This is a genomic window from Nonomuraea sp. B10E15, assembly GCF_039871615.1.
Taxonomy (GTDB): Bacteria; Actinomycetota; Actinomycetes; order Streptosporangiales; family Streptosporangiaceae; genus Nonomuraea.
This window is the reverse complement of record NZ_JBDPMB010000001.1, coordinates 1,884,307-1,900,425: the sequence shown is the minus strand read 5'-3', so window position 1 is coordinate 1,900,425 and position 16,119 is coordinate 1,884,307. Positions and strand designations below refer to the sequence as shown.

18 protein-coding genes are annotated in these 16,119 nt (G+C 71.5%); 9 read left to right on the top strand and 9 right to left on the bottom strand.

Annotation, left to right across the window (positions count from 1 at the left end; genetic code table 11):
- Window position 1: 1 nt before the first annotated feature.
- The 3 genes from ABGB14_RS08695 to ABGB14_RS08685 are packed head-to-tail and all read left to right on the top strand — an operon-like array spanning window position 2 to window position 3,672.
- The gene (locus tag ABGB14_RS08695) at window positions 2–2,074 is read left to right on the top strand and encodes a beta-ketoacyl synthase N-terminal-like domain-containing protein (protein WP_347643004.1); all 2,073 of its coding nucleotides are present in this window, start codon (window positions 2–4) and stop codon (window positions 2,072–2,074) included.
- Entirely contained in the window at window positions 2,071–3,279 is a 1,209-nt protein-coding gene (locus ABGB14_RS08690; protein ID WP_347643003.1) for a cytochrome P450, read from the top strand. Before ABGB14_RS08695 ends, ABGB14_RS08690 begins: the two co-directional genes overlap by 4 nt.
- A gap of 9 nt (window positions 3,280–3,288) precedes the next feature.
- Complete coding sequence (locus tag ABGB14_RS08685; RefSeq protein WP_347643002.1) at window positions 3,289–3,672, top strand: VOC family protein; 384 nt, start codon at window positions 3,289–3,291, stop codon at window positions 3,670–3,672.
- On the opposite strand, the gene ABGB14_RS08680 is transcribed toward ABGB14_RS08685, so the two are convergent.
- Window positions 3,669–4,556 carry a TIGR03619 family F420-dependent LLM class oxidoreductase gene (locus ABGB14_RS08680; RefSeq protein ID WP_347643001.1) on the bottom strand — a complete coding sequence of 296 codons (888 nt, stop codon included), beginning with the start codon at window positions 4,554–4,556 and terminating at the stop codon, window positions 3,669–3,671. The genes ABGB14_RS08685 and ABGB14_RS08680 overlap by 4 nt on opposite strands.
- Window positions 4,557–4,574: 18 nt before the next feature.
- On the opposite strand from ABGB14_RS08680, the gene ABGB14_RS08675 reads away from it, so the two are divergent.
- Window positions 4,575–5,432, top strand: a complete 858-nt coding sequence (locus ABGB14_RS08675; protein WP_347643000.1) for an aminoglycoside phosphotransferase family protein — start codon at window positions 4,575–4,577, stop codon at window positions 5,430–5,432.
- A 59-nt stretch (window positions 5,433–5,491) separates the two neighbouring features.
- Window positions 5,492–5,758 (top strand): zf-TFIIB domain-containing protein, encoded by a 267-nt coding sequence (locus ABGB14_RS08670; RefSeq protein ID WP_347621338.1) that lies wholly within the window; start codon window positions 5,492–5,494, stop codon window positions 5,756–5,758.
- 66 nt (window positions 5,759–5,824) lie between these two features.
- Here the strand turns inward: ABGB14_RS08670 and ABGB14_RS08665 are convergent, their stop codons facing one another.
- The 3 genes from ABGB14_RS08665 to ABGB14_RS08655 all read right to left on the bottom strand — a co-directional run bounded on the left by ABGB14_RS08665 (window position 5,825) and on the right by ABGB14_RS08655 (window position 9,324).
- A complete protein-coding gene (locus tag ABGB14_RS08665; RefSeq protein WP_347642999.1) occupies window positions 5,825–6,694 on the bottom strand; it encodes a hypothetical protein in 870 nt (289 codons plus the stop codon).
- A 148-nt stretch (window positions 6,695–6,842) separates the two neighbouring features.
- Entirely contained in the window at window positions 6,843–8,561 is a 1,719-nt protein-coding gene (locus tag ABGB14_RS08660) for an ABC-F family ATP-binding cassette domain-containing protein (RefSeq protein ID WP_347642998.1), read from the bottom strand.
- A 241-nt stretch (window positions 8,562–8,802) separates the two neighbouring features.
- Window positions 8,803–9,324 carry a CGNR zinc finger domain-containing protein gene (locus ABGB14_RS08655; RefSeq protein ID WP_347642997.1) on the bottom strand — a complete coding sequence of 174 codons (522 nt, stop codon included), beginning with the start codon at window positions 9,322–9,324 and terminating at the stop codon, window positions 8,803–8,805.
- Window positions 9,325–9,349: 25 nt separating this feature from the next.
- On the opposite strand from ABGB14_RS08655, the gene ABGB14_RS08650 reads away from it, so the two are divergent.
- Genes ABGB14_RS08650 through ABGB14_RS08640 form a run of 3 tightly spaced genes read left to right on the top strand, consistent with a single transcriptional unit; the run spans window position 9,350 to window position 11,770 of the window.
- Complete coding sequence (locus tag ABGB14_RS08650; protein WP_347642996.1) at window positions 9,350–9,523, top strand: hypothetical protein; 174 nt, start codon at window positions 9,350–9,352, stop codon at window positions 9,521–9,523.
- A gap of 52 nt (window positions 9,524–9,575) precedes the next feature.
- Window positions 9,576–11,345 carry a long-chain fatty acid--CoA ligase gene (locus ABGB14_RS08645; RefSeq protein ID WP_347642995.1) on the top strand — a complete coding sequence of 590 codons (1,770 nt, stop codon included), beginning with the start codon at window positions 9,576–9,578 and terminating at the stop codon, window positions 11,343–11,345.
- Window positions 11,342–11,770 (top strand): thioesterase family protein, encoded by a 429-nt coding sequence (locus tag ABGB14_RS08640; protein WP_347642994.1) that lies wholly within the window; start codon window positions 11,342–11,344, stop codon window positions 11,768–11,770. Before ABGB14_RS08645 ends, ABGB14_RS08640 begins: the two co-directional genes overlap by 4 nt.
- Here ABGB14_RS08640 and ABGB14_RS08635 read toward each other — a convergent pair.
- Both ABGB14_RS08635 and ABGB14_RS08630 read right to left on the bottom strand, forming a co-directional pair.
- The gene (locus tag ABGB14_RS08635) at window positions 11,697–12,785 is read right to left on the bottom strand and encodes an acyltransferase family protein (RefSeq protein WP_347642993.1); all 1,089 of its coding nucleotides are present in this window, start codon (window positions 12,783–12,785) and stop codon (window positions 11,697–11,699) included. The genes ABGB14_RS08640 and ABGB14_RS08635 overlap by 74 nt on opposite strands.
- On the bottom strand, window positions 12,782–13,402 hold the full coding sequence (locus tag ABGB14_RS08630) for a TetR/AcrR family transcriptional regulator (protein ID WP_347642992.1): 621 nt from the start codon (window positions 13,400–13,402) through the stop codon (window positions 12,782–12,784). The genes ABGB14_RS08635 and ABGB14_RS08630 overlap by 4 nt, the downstream gene beginning before the upstream one ends.
- A gap of 114 nt (window positions 13,403–13,516) precedes the next feature.
- Between ABGB14_RS08630 and ABGB14_RS08625 the strand changes: the two genes are divergently transcribed.
- Window positions 13,517–13,957 carry a YbaB/EbfC family nucleoid-associated protein gene (locus tag ABGB14_RS08625; RefSeq protein WP_347642991.1) on the top strand — a complete coding sequence of 147 codons (441 nt, stop codon included), beginning with the start codon at window positions 13,517–13,519 and terminating at the stop codon, window positions 13,955–13,957.
- Window positions 13,958–14,002: 45 nt separating this feature from the next.
- Here the strand turns inward: ABGB14_RS08625 and ABGB14_RS08620 are convergent, their stop codons facing one another.
- From ABGB14_RS08620 to ABGB14_RS08610, 3 genes are all read right to left on the bottom strand, one after another.
- A complete protein-coding gene (locus ABGB14_RS08620; RefSeq protein ID WP_347642990.1) occupies window positions 14,003–14,704 on the bottom strand; it encodes a hypothetical protein in 702 nt (233 codons plus the stop codon).
- A complete protein-coding gene (locus ABGB14_RS08615) occupies window positions 14,688–14,897 on the bottom strand; it encodes a hypothetical protein (RefSeq protein WP_347642989.1) in 210 nt (69 codons plus the stop codon). Before ABGB14_RS08615 ends, ABGB14_RS08620 begins: the two co-directional genes overlap by 17 nt.
- A gap of 279 nt (window positions 14,898–15,176) precedes the next feature.
- Window positions 15,177–16,118, bottom strand: coding sequence for an acyltransferase domain-containing protein (locus ABGB14_RS08610; RefSeq protein ID WP_347642988.1), 942 nt, complete (start codon window positions 16,116–16,118; stop codon window positions 15,177–15,179).
- Window position 16,119 lies beyond the last annotated feature (1 nt).

Genomic DNA, 16,119 nt, shown 5'->3' with positions numbered 1-16,119 from the left:
AATGACCGACGCACCTGCTGTGGCCATCGTGGGGATGAGCGGCCGCTTCCCCGGAGCCCGCGACGTGGCCGCCTTCTGGGCCAACCTGCGCGACGGCGTCTGCTCGATCGCCGACTTCGACGAGGAGGAGCTGCTGGCCGACGGCGTGCCCGCCGACGAGCTGCGCCATCCCGGCTACGTGCCGTCCAAGGGGTTCCTGGCGGACGCGGACCGGTTCGAGCACGAGCTGTTCGGGTTCGGCGCGGCGGAGGCGCGAGCCCTGGATCCGCAGCTGCGGCAGCTGCTGGAGACGGCCTGGTCGGCGCTGGAGGACGCGGGGCACGACCCGCGCGCGGCTCCCGACAGGACCGGCGTGTACGTGGGCGGCGAGCCCAGCGACCACGCGCTCGCCGCGCAGCTCGATCCGGGGCTGCGGGCCCGGCTCGGGCCCCTGCAGGTGCGGATGTTCACCGACAGGGAGTTCATGGCCGGGTGGCTGTCGTACCGGCTGAACCTGACCGGGCCCAGCATGACCGTGCAGACGGCCTGCTCGACGTCGCTGGCCACCGTGCACATGGCGGTCCAGGCGCTCCTGCTCAGCGAGTGCGACCTGGCGCTGGCCGGCGGCGTGTCGATCGACTCGCCGTACAGGCGGGGATACCTGTACGAGCCCGGCGGCATCTTCTCGCCCGACGGGCGGTGCCGGCCCTTCGACGAGAAGGCGGCGGGCACCGTCGGCGGCAACGGCGTCGGGCTGGTGGTGCTCAAACGCCTGGAGGACGCCCTGGCCGACGGCGACGCGATCCACGCGGTCGTCCGCGGCACGGCGCTCAGCAACGACGGCGCCGGGCGGGTGGGGTTCACCGCGCCCGGCGTGGACGGGCAGACGACCGCCATCGTCGAGGCGTGGGCGGCGGCCGGTCTCGAACCCGCGGACGCGCAGTTCCTCGAGGCGCACGGCACCGGGACGGACCTCGGCGACCGGATCGAGGTGGCGGCCGCCGCCGCGGCCTTCGACGGCGCGTCCGGGTGCGCGATCGGCTCCGTGAAGTCCAACGTCGGCCACCTGAACGCGGCCGCGGGCGTCACCGGGCTGATCAAGGCCGCGCTGATGCTCCGGCACCGCACGATGGTCCCCACGGTGAACGTCACCCGCCCCCACCCCGACCTCGACCTCGACTCCACCCCGTTCCACCTGCTCACCACCACCGCGGACTGGGTCGCTCCCGCGACCGGCCCGCGCCTGGCCGGAGTCTCGTCCCTCGGCATCGGGGGCACGAACGTCCACGTCGTCCTCTCAGAACCCCCCGTTCCCGCTTCGAGCACGGGGACGCGCGCGGCGGCCCCGTGGCGCGGGGACAGCGGTCCCGCCGTGGCGCGCGGGAAGGAGGGACCCGCCCCGGTTCTGGGGGACGGACCGCCGCTGGTGCTGCCGCTGTCGGCGCGAACCCCCGCCCAGCTCGCCACGGCGGCGGGACGGCTGGCGGAGGCGCTGCGCGCTCCCGGCGCGCCTTCGCTGGCCGATGTCGCCTGCACCCTGGCCACGGGCCGCGCCGCCCTGGACACCCGCGCCTACGTGGCCGCCACGACCCGCGCCGAGGCCGCCGCCGCCCTGGCCGCGCTCGCCGCGCACGGAGAAGGGGCGGCCGGAGAAGCGGCGGCCGGAGGCCGTTCCGCGCTGGGTGACGCGTGGGTGCGGGGCGAGGACGTCGCCTGGCCGCACACCGGCGGGCGGCGGGTCCACCTGCCCACGTACCCGTTCGCGGGCGAGCACCACGGCGCGCTCACCGTCGGAGCCCCGCCGCCTCCCGAACCCGAACAGCCGCTGGACACGAGGACCGCGGTGACCGAGCTGTTCCTGACCACCCTGGACCTGGCCGGCAGGCAGGACCTGACCAGGACGTACTTCGCCGCCGGCGGCGACTCCCTGACCGCCGTCTTCCTGGTCGGCGAGCTGCGCGACCGCTTCGGCCTGGAGGCGCCCATCGAGCTGTTCCTGGAGGAGCTGCCGCTGGAGGAGCTCATCTCCCGCGTCCTGAGCGACCCGGACGACGACCCGCTCGGCGACCTCCTGGACGAGCTGGAATCTTCATGAGGCCCGGCCCCGACCCGGCCGGGATCGACTCGCTCGACCTGCTCGATCCCGCGCTCCACGCCGCCCACGACCTCACCCCCGTGTGGCGCTGGCTGCGCGCCCACGACCCGGTGCGCAGGCACGAGCGGTTCTGGAGCGTGACCCGCCACGCCGACGTGCTGCGCGTCGTGCGCGACCCGGACACGTTCAGCTCGCTCCAGGGCAACATGTTGCGGACCCTCCTGCGCGGGCACGATCCCGGCGCGGGCAAGATGCTGGTCGTCACGGACGGGCCCGAGCACGCCCGCCTGCGCCGCCTGCTGACGCCCGGCTTCGGCCCGCGCGCGCTCGGCCCCATCACGCGCTCGATCGAGGAGGCCACCCGCGACCTGCTCGGTGCGTTCGTGCGGCGCGGCGGCGGCGACTTCGTGGCGGAGGTGGCCGCCCAGGTGCCGCTGCGTGCCATCTGCGAGCTGCTCGGCGTCCCCGAGGAGGACCGGCAGCGCGTGCTGGAGCTGACCGGCGAGGCCATGCTGGGCGAGACCCCGGCGGGACAGCAGGCCGGACCGCGGGCCGGGAGCACGCCGCCGGCGGCGATGATCGCCCAGAGCGAGATCCTGCTCTACTACACGCGCCTGGCCGCCCGGCGCAGGCGGGCGCCGGGCGACGACGTGATCAGCCTGCTCGTCGGCAGCGACCTGACCGAGGAGGAGGTGCTGCTCAACTGCTACAACCTCATCATCGGCGGCGACGAGACGGCCCGCCTGGCGATGGCCGGCGGGCTGCTGGCGCTGGCCACGTACGACAAGGAGTGGGCGCGCCTGCGCGACGACCCCGCGCTCGTCGACCCCGCCGTCGAGGAGATCCTGCGCTGGACCACCCCCGCCGCCCACGTCGGGAGGATCGCCACGCGGGACGCGGAGCTGGCCGGGCGGCAGGTCGCGGCCGGTGACGTGGTGGCGCTGTGGACGGTGTCCGCCAACCGTGACGAGGCCGTCTTCGACGATCCGGACCGGTTCGACGTCGGCAGGACGCCGAACCGGCACCTCACGTTCGGCCACGGCCCGCACTTCTGCCTGGGCGCCCAGCTCGCCCGGGCCGAGATCCGCGCGCTGCTGGCCGAGCTGCGGGCGAGCGTGTCGGCGATCACGGTGACGGGCCCGGTGACCTGGCTGCCGTCGAACTTCATCAACGGCGTCGGCACGCTCCCCGTGGCGCTGGCGTAGCCTGCGGGTATGGCTGTGCACCTGAACCACACCATCGTGGCGGCGAAGGACCGGGACGCGACCGCCGCGTTCCTGGCCGACGTCCTGGGGCTGGAGCCGCCACCGGTCTACGGCCCGTTCCGCGTCGTCTCGCTCGGCAACGACGTCTCGCTCGACGTCGTCCAGGCGGGCGGGCCCGTGCATCCGCAGCACTACGCGTTCCTGGTCGGCGAGGAGGAGTTCGACCTGATCAGGGGCCGCATCGAGGAGCGCGGGCTGACCTACTGGGCCGATCCGCACCACCGGCGGCCCGGGGTGATCAACACCAACGACGGCGGCCGCGGCCTCTACTGGGAAGACCCCAACGGCCACAACCTGGAGATCATCACGGTGCCGTACGGCGGCGGGGCCTAGGGCGCCAGCGCCTCCAGGGCCTCCTCGGCCCGGCGCATCGCCTCCTCGGGCGCCGCGGTGACGATCTCGCGGTCGAAGTTGAGGTCGTGGAAGACGTCCGTCACGCCGCGGGCCGCCAGGCCGGCCACATCGGCTCTGATCTTGTCGTACGTGCCCGTCAGCGGCCGGTCCTCGTCGCCGGGCCGGACCTGGGTGACGCCCCTGCACACGAACCGGAACCCGGTCGCGTCGCGTCCCGACGCCGCCAGCTCCGCCTTGATCAGCTCCACCCTGCCCGCGATGCCGGCCAGGTCCTCCCTGCTGGAACTGACCCATCCGTCGGCCAGCCGGGCGGCGCGCCGCAGCGCGACCTCGGCGGTGCCGCCGAGCAGCAGGCGTGGCGGCGCGGGCGCCGGCTTGGGGTCGATGTGGGCGGGCGGCACGCGGTAGAACTCGCCGTCGTGCTCGACCACGTCGTCGCGCCACGCCTTGCGCAGCACCTCGACGAACTCCTCGCCCCTGCGGCCGCGCCGCTCCATGCCGACGCCCGCCGCCGTGAACTCCTCGGGCAACCAGCCCAGCCCGATGCCGGCGCTCAGCCGCCCGCCCGCGACCGTCTGCAGCGTGGCCAGCTGCTTGGCCAGCAGCACCGGCGACACGTACGCGTTGACCACGGCGACGCCCAGGCCGATCCCGCGCGTCACGCCCGACAGGTGTGCCAGCGTGATCAGCGGGTCGTGCACGGCGCGGTAGGTCGGCCCCATCGGGTGCCCCACCGGATAGAGCAGCCGCTGGTACGTCCACAGCTCGTGGTAGCCGAGCTCCTCCGCCCGCGTGGCGACGCGGCGCATGTTGGCCGGGGTGGCCCATGGCCCTGACTGGGGCACTGCGAAACCCACTCTCATGCCCTCTAGTCTGTACTGGTGAGTCTGGAGGCGGAGCTGGCGGGCGTCGCCGCGGCGTACGGCGGCACGGGCGCGCCCGAGCTGCACCCGACCCGCACCGATGTCGTGGTGTTACGCAGGGGCGAGGTCGTGGTGAAGGCTCACTCGGCGCGCGACGACGCCGGGGCGTTGCGGCCGAGGTTACGGGCCGCCGCCTCGGCCGCGGTGAGCGGCGTGATGCTGGCCCCGCTGGAGCCCGAGGTGCTGACGGTGGCCGGGCGCGCGGTGACGGTGTGGCCCGCGGGGCGGCCTGTCGCGCGCGACGACGATCCGGGCTGCGCCCCGTGGGAGGAAGGGGCCAGGCTGCTGGCCAGGCTGCACGCGGTCCCCCTGACGCTGCTGCCGGTCCTGCCCGCGGCCGGTGGGCCCGCGAGGGCCGCCCGTGCGGTGGGGCGCATGTCCGGGGACGGCCCGGTCGCGCGGCTCGTCAGGAGGGCGTTCATGCGCCTGCCCGCGACCGACCCGCAGCCGGGGCTGCTCACGCACGGCGACTGGCATCTGGGCCAGCTGGTCGACCGCGACGGGTGGCTGCTCATCGACGTCGACGATCTCGGCGTCGGCGACCCGGCGTGGGATCTCGCCAGGCCGGCCGCCTGGTACGCCGCCGGCCTGCTCGACCCGGATGTCTGGGCCCGGTTCCTGGGGGCCTACCAGGCCTCCGGCGGACCTGCGCTGGGCCAGGGCGACGACCCGTGGCAGCGCCTCGACGTACCGGCCAGGGCGCTCACCGTCCAGCTGGCCGCCGTCGCGGTGGTCAACGCCGAACGCGAGAGCCGGGAACTGGACGACGTGGAGCATTCGTTGATCGAAGCGTGCAACAGAATCGTCCGGGCGTGACGGGGTTGCGCGCGGTAGGTTTCACCCTGGAGACCTCAGAGCCAAGGAGAGCGACTTAGATGCATTGCCCCAAGTGCCACGGAAACATGCGGACCTATGAGCGCAACGGCGTCCACATCGAGCAGTGCGACAACTGCCGGGGGATCTTCCTCGACTACGGCGAGCTCGAGACGCTGTCCCGGATGGAGTCGCAGTACCACTCGGCTCCCCCTCCCGCCCCCGGCCCCGGCCCCGCGTGGGGCGCGCCGCACGGCGGCCACGGCGGCCACTACGGGCACAAGGGTCACCGCAAGGGCAGCTGGGTGGGCATGCTGTTCTCGAGCTGAGCCGGCTCGCTTCTGCCGAGGGCCGCGCACCGGGCGGGTGCGCGGCCCTCGCGCCTTGCGCGGTTGTCAGCCGGGGAAGTCGTCCGGGTCCACCGGTGAGGTGCGGGCGTTGCCGCCGGAGATGGCGTGCAGGGTGACCCGCCAGTCGTGCCAGCGGATCTGGGTGGCGGTGTAGGTCGTCCTGAACTTCACCGTCTTCTGGAACCTCTCGAAGCTGCACTCGCGGCTGAACGCCTTGCGCTTGCCGTCCCAGTCGACGCCGTGCGTGAAATAGATCCGGTACGTGCCGTCGCGCACGCCCCGCACCTTGTACGTCGCGTTCTTGCGCACGTAGACGCTGAACGCCTTGCTGCCGCCCCGCACTGCGGTGATCACCGCGTCGCGGTTGCCGCCGTTGTCGATCTCCAGTGAGCTGCGGCCGTTGAGCGTGCTCTTGCGCACGTACGAGCCGTTGCGCAACCTCCTGGTCTGCTTCTTCCCCGCTTTCACGCCGACGACGTCGGCCTCGTAGTCTCCGGCGCTCTCCAGGGCCTCTCCGGCCTCGTCGAGCTGGTCCAGCGCGTCGTCGAGGTCGGTGAGCACGGCCGAGGAGGTGCACAGGTCCCTGTCGCCGACCTTGTCGCCGGTGGAGGCCAGCGCGGACGCGACGGCACGCAGGCCGGCGACGTAGGCGTCGTGCCGGGCGCGCACCGGCTCGGGCGGGGTGAGGCCGGCCAGTTCGTCGGCGCCCCCGCTCAGGGCCAGTTCCGCGCGGCCGAGCCGCTGGTCCAGCGCTTTGAGACCGCGCGCGCCCGCCAGCGCGTCGAGCGCGTCGCGGATCGGCTTGCGCTCGCTGCCGAGCTCGTCCTTGTACGCCTCGGGAGTGAGAGCGGTCGCGCTGGGGGCGGCGGGCGTGGCGCCGCTGACCGAGGGGGCGCCGTCCTGGCCGCCGGCCACGCCGGTGACCTTCGGCTCACCCCCTGTGGGCGACGGCGAACCGGCCGAGCACGCGCACAGTGTGAGGGTTGTCAGGGCGAGAACGCAGGGAATCAACCGCGGTGCTGCCACCTGCCACACTATCGCCCGGTTGATCCCCGGCCGTCAATCATGTTTCGGCCAGCCCCGCCTCCCTGTCCTGGCGCAGCCAGCGGGTGATGCCGAGCGTCTCCAGGAACGGCATGTCGTGGCTCGCCACGATGAGCGCGCCCCGGTAGGCCGACAGCGCCTGCGCGAGCTGACCGACGCTGGCCATGTCGAGGTTGTTGGTCGGCTCGTCGAGCAGGAGCAGCTGCGGCGGCGGCTCGGCCGACAGCAGCGCGGCCAGCGTCGCGCGGAAGCGCTCGCCGCCCGACAGCGTGCCGGCCGCCTGGTTGGCCCTGTCGCCCCTGAACAGGAAGCGCGCCAGGCGGGCGCGCACCTCGTTCACCGAGGCGGAGGGGGCCGCGGCGCGCACGTTGTCCACCACGCTGAGCGAGTCGTCCAGCAGGTCGAGCCGCTGCGGCAGGTAGCGGACGGGCACGTGGGCGCCGTGCTCCAGGATCCGCCTGAGCAGCGTGGTCTTGCCCGAGCCGTTCGGCCCGAGCAGCGCGATGCGCTCCGGCCCGCGCACGACCAGGGTCTCCAGCACGGCCGTGCGGACCTCCTCGGCACCATTCCCAGCGCCGTTCCCAGCGCCGTTCCCAGCGCCCTTCTCAGCGCCCTTCTCAGCGCCCTTCTCAGCGCCGCTTCCGGCGCCGGGGCCGTCTTCATGACCGTCCTCTCGCCTGGCGGGTTCGCCCCCGGCGGGCGGGTCCAGCGGGAGGGTCAGGACCGTACGGCCGGCCGGCACCTCCGTGCCCGGCAACTCGATGCGGATCTCCGCGTCGTCGCGCACCGACTGCTCGGCCGTGGTCAGCCGTTCGCGGGCCTCCTCCAGCTTCTCCATGTGCAGGGAGCGCTGCTTGCCCGCGCTCACCTGGGCCTTGCGTTTGAGCCCGTTCGCGACGATCTTCGGCACCTTCTTGTTCTCGAACGCCTTCCTGCCCGTGCGCAGGCCCCTGTCGATCCTGGTACGGGCCTCGATGAGCTCGCGCTGCTGCCGTCTCACCTCGCCTTCCGCGGTGCGTACCGTACGTTCGGCGGCCTCCTGCTCGGCCGCGACCTGCTCCTCGTAGGCGCTCAGGTTGCCGCCGTACATGCGCACGGCGCCGTCGCGCAGTTCGGCGACCTGGTCGACGAGGTCGAGCAGCGCCCGGTCGTGGCTGACGAGCAGCAGCACGCCCTGCCAGGCGGACACGGCGGCGTAGAGCCGTCGCCTGGCGTCGAGGTCGAGGTTGTTGGTGGGCTCGTCGAGCAGCAGCACGTCGGGCCGTTTCAGCAGCTGGGCGGCGAGCGCGACCATGACGGCCTCGCCGCCGGACAGCGTGCCGACCGTCCGGTCCAGGCCGATGTGGCCGAGGCCGAGGCGGTCGAGCTCGGCCCGCGCACGTTCCTCGACGTCCCAGTCGTCGCCGACCGCGGTGAAGTGCTCCTCGGCGACGTCGCCGCTCTCGATGGCGTGCAGCGCCGCCCGCGTCGCGCTGATCTCGAGCAGGTCGGACACGGTACGGCCGGCGGCGAGCGGCACGCTCTGCGGCAGGTATCCCACCTCGCCCGAGACGGAGACGGACCCGGACCGCGGGACCAGCTCGCCGGCGATGATCTTGATCAGGGTGGACTTGCCCGATCCGTTGAGCCCGATGAGCCCCGTACGCCCCGCGGGAAACGCGGCGTCGAGCCCGTCGAGCACCTTGCCGCCGTCCGGCCAGGCGAAGGAGACATGATCGAGGACAAGAGAGAAAGACATAAGGCGGCTCCCATCACAAACGTCGAAATGTCGTGACGTGGCGGGAAATCACCGCATAGACGCGCAACCCAGGGGAACTCGTACGGAGTCCGTGATCGAGGCGAGGATCGCCACCGAGGTCAGGTGCGCGCGCAGGCCCAGGACAGGGCGGAACGGCGCGGTGCCCGCGACCTCAGATCCTCACGTCGGCTGCCCCCACGGATCGGCGATAGGACGATCGAAAGTTTATGCGACGTGCAGATCACCTGGCAAGACCGCGTGCCCGGTGCGCCGCGACGTTCACCCTGTTGGCGCAGGCCGGCGAGCAGAACCGGCGGCGCCCGTTGCGCGAGGTGTCGATGTAGACGACACCGCAGCCATCCCTGTCGCACCGACCCAGCCGCCGACCGCCGGCGAACGACATGGCCATGGCCAGGCCGCCGGCCGTGGTGTCCTTCGCCCTGGCCACGATGTCGGCGTCCACCGAGAAGAAGTGCAGGTGGGGCTCGCGGCCGTCGTGAGCGCTCACGTACGGCTTGGACGCGGTCACGTCGAGCAGGTCGTTGACCAGCCTGATCTGGGTGTCCTGGTCGAGCTCCCCGAACACCGGGCGCAGCCGTCGTGACCACTCCCGCAGCTCCCCCGCCTGCGCCGGGGTGACGGCCGCGCGCAGCAGGCGGTGCTCGGTGAGGATCGCCTCGACCGCCGCCGGGCTGAAGTCGGTCGCGTTGACCAGCGCCGCCGCGAGCGCCGCCCCGTTGCCGCCGTAAGCGTTGAAATGCATAAGGTCATTACATCAGGTTGGAATCATGCACTCCGCAGATCAGCACGACCCTCTCGCCCTGACCGTCGTCTCCTCTCACCGCACGTCCGAGGGCATGGTCTCCTACCTGAGGTGCGCCTGCGGCGTCTGGGAGGTGCGGACCTCACGCATGGTCGCGACCGCCGCTCCCGGAGGACGGTCGATCAGGACCATCGACTGAGACGCCGCCGTGGTCCTAGAGTCGGCCCCACACACCCTCCAGGAGGTCAGGCATGTCCAGCATTCCGTCCTTGCTGCGCGACAGGATCGCGGCCACTCCAGACGCCGAGGCGTACCGGGTGCCCTCCGACGAAGGCTGGAGCTCGCTGTCATGGCGGGAGGTGGGCGAGCGGGTCCGCGGCCTGGCCCTGGGGCTGGCCCGGCTCGGCGCGGGGCCGGGCACGCGCGTGTCGATCCTCTGCTCCACCCGGCTCGAATGGATCCTGGCCGACCTGGCGGTGCTGTCCACGGGAGCGGCCACGACGACGATCTACCCGTCCAACACGGCCGCCGAGTCCGCCTTCGTCATCACCGACTCGGGCAGCACGATCGTCATCGCCGAGAACGACGACCAGGTCGCCAAGATCCGGTCCGTGCGGAAGGAGCTGCCCGACGTCACCCACGTCGTGGTGATCGACGGCTCGCCGGGCGACGACGGCTGGGTGATCACCCTCGGCTCGCTCGGCGAGGACCCCGCGGGCGGCGACTACGACGCCATGGTCGACGCCATCGCCCAGGACGACCTGGCCACGCTCATCTACACCTCGGGCACCACCGGCAGGCCCAAGGGCGTGGAGCTGACCCACGACAACTGGCTCTACGCGGCCGGGGCCGTACGCGAGATCGAGCTGATCTCCGAGGCCGACCTGCACTTCCTGTGGCTGCCGCTGTCGCACTCGTTCGGCAAGCTGCTGGAGGTCGTGATGATCGACGCCGGCGTGCCCACCGCGATCGACGGCCGCCTCGACAAGATCGCCGACAACCTGGGCGCGCTGCGGCCGACGGTCATGGCGGCCGCGCCGCGCATCTTCGAGAAGATCCACAACACGGTCGTGGCCAACGTGCGGCGCGAGGGCGGCGCGAAGCTGCCCATCTTCACCTGGGCCAAGCGGACGGGCATCAGGGTCGCGCGGGCCCGCCAGCGCGGGGTCTCCGTCCCGATCACCACGAGGATCGAGTACGCCCTGGCCGACCGCCTGGTCTTCGCCAAGCTCCGCGAACGGTTCGGCGGCCGGATCCGCTTCTTCATCTCGGGCGCCGCCCCGCTGTCGCAGGACATCGCCGAGTTCTTCGACGCGGCCGGCCTGACGATCCTCGAGGGGTACGGCCTGACCGAGTCGTCGGCCGGCAGCTTCCTCAACCGGCCCGAGTCGGTGCGGTTCGGGACGGTCGGGCAGCCGTTCCCCGGCACCGAGGTGCGCATCGCCGACGACGGCGAGATCCTGATCGGCGGGCGCGGGATCATGCGCGGCTACCACGGCCTGCCGGAGGAGACGGCGGCGGCCCTGCAGGACGGCTGGCTGCACACGGGCGACATCGGCGAGCTCGACGAGGCCGGGCGGCTGGTCATCACCGACCGCAAGAAGGAGCTGATCAAGACCTCGGGCGGGAAATACGTGGCGCCGACCTACCTGGAGGGCCGGATCAAGGCGGCCTGCCCGTACGCGTCCCACGTGTTCGTGCACGGCGACCGGCGCAACTACGTGACGGCGCTGGTCACCCTCGACATGGACGTCGTCAGGCCGTGGGCGCAGGCCGAGTCGCTGCCCTCGGACCCGCGCGAGCTGTGCGAGCACCCGCGCATGCGCGCGGAGGTCGGGAAGGCGATCGATCAGGTCAACGCCGGCGAGGCGAGCTACGCGACGGTCAAGAAGTTCGCGATCCTCGCTGACGACTTCACCGTCGAGTCGGGCGAGCTGACCCCCAGTCTCAAGATCAAGCGCAAGGTGGTGGAGGAGCTCCACGGCGACGTCCTCGACTCCTTCTACGCCTCGCCGGCATGATCTCCCACCTCCCGGTGCGCCCGCGGCACTGCGACGCCCAGGCCATGATGCACGCGGCCCGCTACTACGAGTTCTTCGAGGACGCGTTCCTCGACTGGCTGGGTGCCAGGGGTGGCTACGGGCGGCTCCGGGAGGGCGGGGCCGACCTGGTCGTCAAGGCGAGCGGCTGCGAGCACCACTCCCCCGCCCGCCTGGGCGACGTCCTGGCCGTGGAGAGCGCCCCGGCCAGGGTGGGCACCACGTCGATCACGATGACGTTCACGATGCGGCGGGAAGGCGACCTGGTCGCCGTCGGCACGGTCACCTACGTGTGCGTGGCCGGCGGCCGGGCCGCCCCGCTCCCGGAGACGCTCACAACACCCGCTTCGCTCCCGGCAGCGACCGCACCGCGTAGGCCAGCGCCCAGCAGGCCGGCAGCGCGATGACGAGCATGATGGCGAACTTCACGATCGCGATCGCCTGGATCGGGCTCAGCGCGTAGCCGAGGGCGACCAGCACGAGCGGGTGGATGATGTACACGGTGAAGGCGTGGTCGGACAGGAACTTGCCGCGCGGCCCCTGGTTGCCGAAGCGCTCCCGGAAGACCACGGTCAGCCCGATGATCATGCCGACGGCGAAGACCGACTCCCACAGGGCCGTCAGCGCCGACGACAGGGCGCCGGCCGTCATGAACTGCGCCGGCACCAGCACCGCGGTGGACACGCCCGCCGCGACGAGGCCGAGCGGCCCGGCCTTGGCCGGCAGCGTCTCGAACCAGCCGCGCCTGAAGGTGACGCACCCGAGCACGAACATGGCCGCGTACTGCGGCAGGCACTGCGGCGAGGGCAGCCCGAGCACCGGCACGTAGCTGCCGGTCGGCACCGGGATCCGCCACAGGAACGTCGCGACCGACAGCCCCAGGACGAACAGCGCGATCCAGCCGAACCTGAGAGGGACGGAACGCTGGTCGAGCGGCCGGCGCCGGCTCCGCCACAACACGTAGACCAGCGCGAAGACGATCAGCACCTCGGCGAACCACATGGGCCCCGGGTCCCAGGAGCCGATGTAGTAGTGCCAGTACGGCATGCCCGCGGGCGCGGCCCACTCGGTGTACCCGGAGAAGTTGACCAGCGGCCGCAGCAGGAAGAGGAAGACGAGCAGGGGGATGCCGAGCCGGATGAGCCGGTCGCGCATGAAGGCGCGGCCGCCCTTGCGGTCGTAGGAGCGGGGGGTGAAGAAGCCGGAGATGAGGAAGAAGAAGCCCATGAAGAACGCCTGGTTGAAGGAGACCAGGAGATCGAGCAGTCCACCTGAGGGGTCCTTGGCGGGCTCGGTGTAGAACCAGAGGGGGATGTTCCCGTAGGTGACCGCCACGTGGTGGGCGACGACCAGCACGGTCAGCACGATCCTCAGGTTGTCGACCGCGTGGAGGCGGGTCGTGGCCCTGGGCTCGGTCTTCATGATGTGCATGCCCTTTCGAAGATGTCGGCCAGTTCCCTGGCGTGCGCGTCGAGGTCGTGATCGGGGTAGGCGGCCCAGTAGGCGAACATGTTGTCGATGGCGGAGGACTGCGTGATGGCCATGACCCGGCGGTCGAAGGGCCGGAACTCCCCGCTCTCCTGGCCCAGCGCGTAGATCCCTTCCAGCCCTCGGAAGATCTCCTCGTTGGCCTTGATCCCGTAGCGGGGGCGCCCGTTGTCGCCCCGGAGGTTGGCGAAGATCTCTCCCAGCGCCGCCAGCTGGGCGCGGTGGCCGCGCATGTGCTCGGCGACGCCCAGAACGTACGCCCTGAGCAGGTCGCGGGCCGAGCTCAGGCCCTGCATCCTGGCCGCCACGGCCTCGCTGATGCGGCCGTAGGCCCGCTCGACCACCTCCACCATCAGCTCGTCCTTGCCGGCGAAGTGGTAGGAGATGACGCCCTTGCTGATGCCCGCGTGCTGGGCGATGCGCGCCAGAGAGGCCTGGGCGAACCCGCCCTCGGCGATCACCTCCACGGCGGACGCGACGATCTGGGCACGCCTGGCCTCCTCGATGAAGGAGCGACGCTTCTGGCCACTCGGCTCATTTTCTGACCGCATGGCCAAAATCTAGCACAGCCGGGCGAAGATTCTGCCGCCCTGCCTGGATGGTGTGACAGAAGTGACGTGTGCTATTAACCGTCTGTTGAATTTCACACACAACGGAGGAAACTGGTGGAGAGCCCGCTTGGCAGCTTCGCGAACATCGACGTCGAGGCGTTCCTGCGAGATACCCAGCAGCGCGCGGCCAGATTCGCGGCCGCGCAGAAGGAGGCCGCGGCGGCGGTCGGCCGGGCCACGGCGGCCAACAGTCACATCGTGGTCGAATGCACCGCGCAGGGCGGCGTGACCCGGCTCGACATCGATCCGCGAGCGAAGCGGATGAGCGTCAAGGAGATGTCCGAAGCGATTCTCGCCGCCATCCGTGACGCCGACGCCGACCTCCAGCGCCAGCTCTCCGCGATCATGGGCGAGTCGTCCGGCGGCCCGGATCCTGCCATGGCCGACCCGGACACGGCACTGGCGAAGATCGCCGAAGCGCAGCAGGCGTTCGACAGCATGATGAGCGACGCCATGGGCGAGCTGGACAAGATGCGGAGAAAGCTGGGCTACTGAACACGTCTTCGCGGGGCAGAGTCCATCCTGGCCCCGCGAAGCGGATCAGACGTTCGCGGTGGTGCCGCCCTCCTGGCCCTCCGCCCATGACGGCTCGAAGCCGTCGCCGAGGCCGAAATGCGCATAGCCGGCAGTGAAAGTCGCTATGCCGGCCCGCACCGCGCACTTGGCGAGAAAACTCTGCAGCTTGCTGGTCGAGTCCCGGAAGAGCCACCTTAGCCGTTCCGCCTGAAGGATCGCGTTGAGCCTCGTTGGCGGCCCTCCGACCAATGAGGCCCAAACCAGGTTCGACACCAACCAGGACGCAAGGAGGAATCTGAAGTAGATACCCGCCGTCGATACGTTGGCCACGCACCTGAGCAGGAACGCGAGGCCTTCGGCGGACTCGAAGTCGGAGTCGGACTCCATGACGAAGCCCGCCATCTGCTGCCCTGACTGGTCGCGCTCCGGCGCCTGCCAACTGGCCGGCGAGACGTCGTCGTGCAGCTGCTGCCCCGTCCGGCCCGCCCCGTAGACGCTGTAGCCGAAGGAGCTCCAGCCGTCCGCCACCCTGTGCAGCTCGTGCGGGTCGCTCGGCAACGTCAGCCCCGTCAGGACCACGGTCTCTTTGAGCTGAGGGAAGACGGCCGCGCCGTACGCCAGCATGGCGAGGGTGGCGTACTGCATGTCTCTGAGGTCGGCCTGGTCGAAGGGCATCCACGTGCTGGAGCTCGCGCCGGGGGCGGGGATCTTAAATGCGTCGGACATGCTCTTCGTTCCTTTTGTCCGCGATCTCGATGTTCCCGGCGACCTCGTGCAGCCTGTCCCGGTGCTCGTGCAGCCTGGCGATGGCGTAGGTGACAGCGTTCTCGGCATCGCCGACGATCTTGTCGTGGACGAGCGCGAGCGGGAGCCCCAGCAGACCCATGGAGAACGCTCCTATGCGCATGTTGGGGGGCATGCGACCGGCCTCGTTCAGATGTGACACCGGAGAGGTGCCGTCGCTGTCGTCAGTGAGAGCGTCGCCCAGCGCCCTGATCGCCGGTAACTGATGGATACGTGATACTTCGTCCCCTACCACACCTACTCCAAGTACAAGATGTATGACTGGGAGGCAATAGTAACGAAGTGTTGCGAAAGGTGCACACAGGGCAGCGGCGGCAGGGCTCATCGCTGATTGAGGCCGTCGCGATCCGCCACGTCGATGCCCCGGCCCGGGCAGCGTCCATGACGACAAGCGTCAGAAGCGCAGCCAGCCGATGCGGCCGTACCAGGTGCCCCCGGAGGCGAGGTGATCGGCGACGGCCCGCTCCAGGCGCGTGCGGCGCGGCAGGCGGGCCGGGTCGGCCGGGTTCACGCCGAACACGAACGGCACCGTCTCCGCGTTGTCGAACCTGTGGAGCGGGTGGAAGCGCCGCTGGAAGGCGAGGATGTTGGAATCGGCCGGCAGGTGGCGGGCGAGCTGCTCGTCCAGCAGCCACGACCCGCACGTCATGACCCGGTAGTCCTCCTGCGGGAAGTGCCGGGGGAAGAACCGCCTGGCCCGGTCGAACGACGCGTCGCACGCCTCGGGCGTGAGCGGGCCGTAGAGGTCGGGGACGTGCACGCCGAGCGCCAGCCGCCGCGGCCCCACCGCGATGCCCGCCTCCTCGATGGCCGCGGCGGTCCGCTGCCCCGTCGTGCCCCGGTTGAACTGGAGCCTGCCAAGGGCGTACAGGATGCCGCGGGCGTGCAGCATGAACCAGTGGGGCGCGTGCAGGCCGCCGGTGCCGTGGCGCTTGCGGTGCACGGCCATGTTGCGCCCCAGGTCGGCGAACGTCGCCCAGGACACCTCCTCCGGGATGCCCAGCTCGCGGTGGTAGCGGCGGGTGTGCGGGAGGGCGGCGAGGAAGACGTACACGTAGAAGTAGGGCCCGAGCTCGGGCAGGGGCTGGAACCGCGGCGGGTCGTCCAGGTCGCCCATCGCCGACACCAGCGAGTGCGCGCACCGCTCGGCCAGCCACCACTGCGGGCTGCCCGGCTCGGGCCGGGCGGCGAGCACGGCGTTGATGTCCTCGTGCGGCACGGCGAGGCGCAGCAGCTCGGACGGCAGGTCATCGGGGAGGGCGAGGTCGATGCCGCCCAGGGACTCGAGGTGAGCGAGCCAGTCGGGGTGGGCACTCAGCAGGGCCTTGACATCCACC